Origin of the sequence: Brachyspira catarrhinii (assembly GCF_005518285.1) — a bacterium.
Lineage (GTDB): Bacteria > Spirochaetota > Brachyspiria > Brachyspirales > Brachyspiraceae > Brachyspira > Brachyspira catarrhinii.
The window spans coordinates 1-5,805 of the sequence record NZ_SJDU01000137.1; the positions used below are offsets into that span (position 1 = coordinate 1).

The following is a 5,805-nucleotide window of genomic DNA, read 5'->3' on the forward strand; positions in this document are numbered from 1 at the left end:
CTAAAAAGGCTTTTGAAATGGGCGTTCGCGAGGTTGATGTTTATGTAAAGGGACCTGGTATGGGCAGAGAAAGTTCTATAAGAGCGGTTGAAGCGGCTGGTTTGAAAGTTAAGCTCATTAAAGATGTTACTCCGATGCCTCATAACGGATGTCGTCCTAAAAAGAGAAGAAGAATATAATTTGGAGTTTATAAATTATGGCAAGATACAGAGATGCAAGTTGCAGATTATGTCGAAGAGAACGCATGAAACTCATGTTAAAAGGGGATAGATGCGTAAGCGCTAAATGTCCCATAACAAAAAGAAGAGATGTTCCAGGTCCGATTAACCGAAAAATGAAACAGTTGTCGGAATACGGCGTTCAGATGAGAGAAAAACAAAAAGTTAAAAGAATATACGGAATATTGGAAAGACAATTTAGAAATTACTATCAAGAAGCTATTCGTATAAGCGGGGTTTCGGGCGAGAATTTGCTTAGATTGTTGGAATTGCGTTTGGATAATGTGGTTTATAGATTGGGGCTTGCAAAAAGCAGGTCTCAAGCGAGGCAGTTTGTCTATCATGGATTTATATCCGTTAATGGCAAAAAAATGACAATTCCGTCTTATTGCGTGAAAGTGGGAGATAAAATTTCCATTACCGATAGAGGAAACGCGATAGGACAATTTAAGGAAATAGTAGAGGATTTGAAAAACGAATATGTTCCAGCTTGGCTTAATTTGGATTTATCAAGCAAAACGGGAGAGATAGTTACTTTGCCTATAAGAGAACATATAGAATATCCTATTAACGAACAGCTCATAATCGAGTATTATTCTAAATAACGGCTATAAGGAGCATTATAAGAATGGCATTAAAAGAAATATTGGAATCTATTAAGCATCCGCATAAGGTTACTTTTGAGGCTAAAGATTTAACTTCCACTTACGGAAAATTTGTAGCTCAGCCTTTTGAAAGAGGATACGCCGTTACTATTGGTAACGCTTTAAGAAGAGTTTTGTTATCTTCGATACCGGGATACGCCATTACGGCTATTAAAATAAAAGATGTAAGCAACGAATTTGAAAATGTCGAAGGAATGAAAGAAGACACAATCGTTATGATAATGCATCTTAAAAATGTAGTGGTTTCTCTTCCAGATAATATAGAAAGCAAAACCGTTCATATAAAAAAAGACGGTCCTTGCGTTATAACGGCTCGAGATTTGGTTGAATCCGATTCGTCAGTAAAAGTTTATAACCCCGATTATTATATCGCCACGATAGCGGAAGGTTATAGTTTTGAGATGGAGTTTCAAATAGACGGAGGATATAGTTATGTCCCCGCCGAAATGTCCGCCGAACTTGTAAACGATGTTAACTCTATAGTGATAGACGCCATATATTCGCCTATAGTAAGCGTAAATTCAACGGTAGAGCCTATAAGAGTAGGGCAGAGAGTTGACTACGGCAAACTTACTTTGGAAATAGAAACTAAAGGAAATGTCGCTCCCGATAGAGCTTTGTCTTGGGCGGCTAAAATATTAAGAGATAATTTAACTTCTTTTATGATGCCAGAGGAAGCGGAAGAAGGCGATATCAAATTTGAAGAAGATACAAAAAATTCGGTTTTGGAATCTTTGAAAGATAAATTTGTGGACGAAATTGAATTTTCAGTTAGAACGGCGAATTTCTTGATGACTTCCGATTTGAAAACTCTCGATAAAGTAGCCATAAAATCCGAGAGCGATTTGATAACATTGGTAGGCGCAAACGAGATGATTGTCGATGAAATTAAAGAAAAGCTTGCCGAATACGGGGCGCATCTTGGAATGAGAAAATAAAAATAACGAGGATATAAAATGAGACATAGAGTAAGCGTTAAAAAATTTAATAGAACGAGCGCGCATAGAAAGGCTATGCTTTCAAATATGCTCACTTCTCTTTTGAAGTATGAGAAAATTGAAACTACTAAAGAAAAAGGCAGAGCGATAAAACAGCTTGCGGATAAAATTATTTATAGAGCGAAAACAGATAATCTTCATAACAGAAGAATAATCGCCAAATATATAAAAGACGAAACGGTATTGAGAAAATTATTTAACGATATAGCTCCGAAATATGCGGATAGAAACGGCGGTTTTGTGAGAAAAATTTTATCATATAAAAGATTCGGAGACAACGCCGATATGTGCGTGGTTATGCTTTGCGATGGCTCGTCCGCTAAAACAGAAGTGAAAAAGTAAAATTAATAAAATTTCAAATTAATTAAATATTATATATATTTGCATACATTATTTGCATAGGAGTATCTATGGATTTTTTGGAAAAAAATAAAGAAACCGAAGAAAATTTAGAAACGGAATCCGTTTCAGCTCCCGTTAAAGTTAGGAGCGTTAGAAAAAAAGTCGTAAAAAAAGCCGTTTTGGTTAATGGCGAGAATAATTCAAATAATTTAAATAATAATAACGAAGAAGATAATAATATGGAATACGAAGAGACTCAAAATATCGAAAGACCTCAAGATATCGTATATATAAATAAATTAAGCTGCCTAACTTTTGAAGAATTATTGGAATTTGCAAATAGCTACGGATTAAAAAGAGACGCCAATATTAGAAGACAGGAATTGATGCATTTAATATTGAGGACGCATCTCGTTTCTGGAGGAAAAATCGAAGCCGAAGGAACATTGGAAGTTTTGCCAGACGGTTTCGGTTTTTTAAGGTCGCAGAATATGAATTATTTATCTGGGCAGGACGATATATATATAGCGCCAACTCAAATAAGACTTTTCGGATTAAGGACGGGAGATGTAGTCGGAGGAGAAGTTCGTCCTCCAAAAGACGATAGCCCAAATAAATATTTCGGACTTTTAAGAATAGAGAGAGTTAACGGAGAAAAGCCAGAGAATCTATATAAAAGACCTATATTCGACAAACTTACCCCAATATTTCCAAACGAAAGAATCAATTTGGAATTCGCTCCGAATAAAATTTCGACTCGAATAATAAATTTAGTCGCTCCCATAGGAAAAGGACAGAGAGGTTTAATCGTTTCTCCTCCGAAAGCGGGAAAAACTATGATGCTTCAAGAGATAGCTAACGCGATTTGCAGAAATTATCCCGATATAAAACTTTTTATACTTCTTATAGATGAGCGACCCGAAGAAGTTACCGACATGAAAAGGAATGTTCCAGAGGCTGAAGTCGTGGCATCCACTTTTGACGAACCTCCAGAAAAACATTGTCAGGTTTCCGATATGGTTTTGGAGAAGGCTAAAAGATTGGTCGAAAATAAACATGATGTGGTTATTATACTCGATTCCATAACGAGACTTTCTAGAGCGTATAACTTGGTAGTTCCAGCGAGCGGAAAAATACTTACGGGCGGAGTCGATTCGAACGCATTGCATAAACCGAAAAGATTTTTCGGAGCTGCGCGAAATATCGAAGAGGGCGGTTCTCTTACGATAATCGCATCCGCTTTGGTAGACACTGGAAGCAGAATGGACGATTATATTTACGAAGAGTTTAAAGGCACGGGAAATATGGAACTTCATTTGGATAGAAAATTTGCAAACCGAAGATTATTCCCAGCGATAGATATAGATTCTTCTTCGACTCGGAGAGACGATTTGCTTATGACGGAAGAAGAGCTTGCCAAAATGCGACTTATAAGAAACTTACAGAGCCAAAATATAAATGTTGACGAATACGGATTTATGGAAAAAATTATCGATAAAATGAATTCCACCAAAAACAATTTCGAATTTCTTAAATTATTAAATTCGTAAATTGAGGATTTAATATGTCCGAAGATTCTTATAATAATTCTAAAGATAAAGAATTATTTGAGTTTTATTTGGAACATGGATATTTTCCCGAAGATTCAAATTCAAAAAATAATTTTAAAAAGAATTTAAAAGATAATTTAAAAAATAAAATCAAAAAAAATATTAATAAAAATAATATAAAAAATTATAATGATAATAATTATACCGAAGAAGACAGAGAGATGTTTTTGAACGCCGTTAAAAATCTCAATTACTCGAATCATATAAAAAATATTTATAACGATAAAAAAGTTTATTCCAAATTCAAGCCAAATCTAAAAACCGTAAAACCTCAAGATAGTTTAGATTTGCATGGACTCACGAGAGAAAGAGCGTTGCAAAGTATAAAAAAATTTATTTTCGAGGCTAAAAAAAATAATTTGAAAGTAGTTTTAATAATTCATGGAAAAGGATTTAGAAGCGAAAATAAAATAGCGGTTTTGAAAGATTTGGTGGAATATTATTTAGCCACAGAAGGCAAATATTATATAAAATACTCGGCGGAAGCTCCAGCAAGGCTCGGCGGAAGCGGCGCAAAATTAATTTATTTGTTATAGCTTGTTGTTCAATAATATATCTTCAAGTTTTTTATTCGTATAAAAATCGGATTTCACTTTTGAGACTATATCCAAAGTCGTTTTTTTAGGTATTTTCAAAACTTTTCCCGTAAATAAATCGTAATTATTTTTCATAAGTTTTAAGGTTTCGTAGCCCATCATTACCGAAAGCAAACAGAAGCGTCTATATCCTTGAGCCTTTTTTTCTATACTCGTAATATATTCTATGGAAGGTTTGAATTCGTTATTTGCGCTTTCAATCATTTTACCCAAAACCTCGAGCGATTTATCCATATAAGCCGTGTCTTCAAAATAAGGAGCGGGATTTTCGTTGTCGAAAAGAGAGGATGGCCAGAATATTCTTTTTTCTTTATAATCCGTTTTTGCGTCTTTTATTATATTAATCTTTTGTAAAAATATTCCAAGTTTTTTAGCTTTTTCTCTGTCCAAATTAAGTCCGTCCGATAATCGAGTTAATTCTGTTAAATAAATTCCAACCGTTCCCGCGACATAATAACAGTAATCGGTTAAATCGTCAAAGTTTGAGATGGCATGGTCTTGATAATAAATCATTCCGTAGCCCATTTCTTTTAAGTAGGAAATAGACATATTTTTTATTTCAATCGGAAAGTTGAAAAACGATTTAAGGACAATGTCGATATTTTCTATAAGGATTTTATCGTTTTTGTTTATCGTTTTGCTTATTACAACTTTTTTGAAATTTTCTAAATTTTTTGTGTCGCCCGTTTTCAATATATTTACGAATCCCGTTATCAAAGTCTCTTTATCTTTAACTTCATGCATCGAATCTTCAATTGTGTCGATTATTCTCGCAAGCAAATATTGAACTTCCACTTTTATTTTTTTGTTTTTATCGAGCAATGGAATCGCCAAAGCGAAACTCCTTGAAACCAAATCGAGCAAATATTTTGTGGTAATTTTCTCTCCCATAATTTTTCCTTTATAAATATTTTTTTAATAACGATACGCAATAAACGGCTATTCCTTCTCCTCTTCCTACAGCGTCCATTTTTTCGTTCGTTTTAGCTTTTATGGAAATATTTTTTATATCAGTTTTCAATGCTTTCGCCAAACTCTCGCGCATAGAATCTATATAATCTCTCAATTTCGGTTTTTCGATTATAATCGTAATGTCGGTATTTGAAATCGTATATTTTTTTTCTCCCATAATTTTTGCAGTTTCTTTAAGCAATTCTATGGAGGAAATATTTTTATATTTATTATCGTTATCGGGAAAATGGCTTCCTATATCTCCCAAAGATAAAGCGCCGAATATGGAATCTATCAAAGCGTGAATTACCGCATCGGCGTCAGAATGTCCTTTTAATCCGAATTCGCTTTTAATTTCTATTCCCGCCAAAATTAATTTTCTATTTTTTTCAAATATATGGGAATCATAACCATGCCCTATTCTC

Annotated in this window: 8 protein-coding genes; 6 read left to right on the forward strand and 2 right to left on the reverse strand. The window is 34.0% G+C overall.

Annotated elements, in window-relative coordinates; genetic code table 11:
- The first annotated feature begins 17 nt into the window (after positions 1 to 17).
- The 6 genes from EZH24_RS06370 (at position 18) to EZH24_RS06395 (ending at position 4,369) form a co-directional block, all read left to right on the forward strand.
- Entirely contained in the window at positions 18 to 179 is a 162-nt protein-coding gene (locus tag EZH24_RS06370) for a small ribosomal subunit protein uS11 (protein WP_473807415.1), read from the forward strand.
- Positions 180 to 196: 17 nt separating this feature from the next.
- Positions 197 to 823, forward strand: coding sequence for a 30S ribosomal protein S4 (rpsD, locus tag EZH24_RS06375; protein WP_137998298.1), 627 nt, complete (start codon positions 197 to 199; stop codon positions 821 to 823).
- 23 nt (positions 824 to 846) lie between these two features.
- Positions 847 to 1,821, forward strand: coding sequence for a DNA-directed RNA polymerase subunit alpha (locus EZH24_RS06380; protein WP_137998299.1), 975 nt, complete (start codon positions 847 to 849; stop codon positions 1,819 to 1,821).
- An 18-nt stretch (positions 1,822 to 1,839) separates the two neighbouring features.
- Positions 1,840 to 2,223, forward strand: a complete 384-nt coding sequence (gene rplQ / locus EZH24_RS06385; protein WP_137998300.1) for a 50S ribosomal protein L17 — start codon at positions 1,840 to 1,842, stop codon at positions 2,221 to 2,223.
- A gap of 68 nt (positions 2,224 to 2,291) precedes the next feature.
- Positions 2,292 to 3,773, forward strand: coding sequence for a transcription termination factor Rho (rho, locus tag EZH24_RS06390; RefSeq protein ID WP_137998301.1), 1,482 nt, complete (start codon positions 2,292 to 2,294; stop codon positions 3,771 to 3,773).
- Positions 3,774 to 3,787: 14 nt separating this feature from the next.
- Positions 3,788 to 4,369 carry a Smr/MutS family protein gene (locus EZH24_RS06395; protein ID WP_137998302.1) on the forward strand — a complete coding sequence of 194 codons (582 nt, stop codon included), beginning with the start codon at positions 3,788 to 3,790 and terminating at the stop codon, positions 4,367 to 4,369.
- Here EZH24_RS06395 and EZH24_RS06400 read toward each other — a convergent pair.
- On the reverse strand, positions 4,364 to 5,320 hold the full coding sequence (locus EZH24_RS06400) for a squalene/phytoene synthase family protein (RefSeq protein WP_137998303.1): 957 nt from the start codon (positions 5,318 to 5,320) through the stop codon (positions 4,364 to 4,366). The two genes, EZH24_RS06395 and EZH24_RS06400, sit on opposite strands and share 6 nt — an antisense overlap.
- A 10-nt stretch (positions 5,321 to 5,330) precedes the next feature.
- Positions 5,331 to 5,805 (reverse strand): 2-C-methyl-D-erythritol 2,4-cyclodiphosphate synthase (gene ispF / locus EZH24_RS06405; RefSeq protein ID WP_137998304.1); only part of this gene is annotated, 475 nt, incomplete at its 5' end.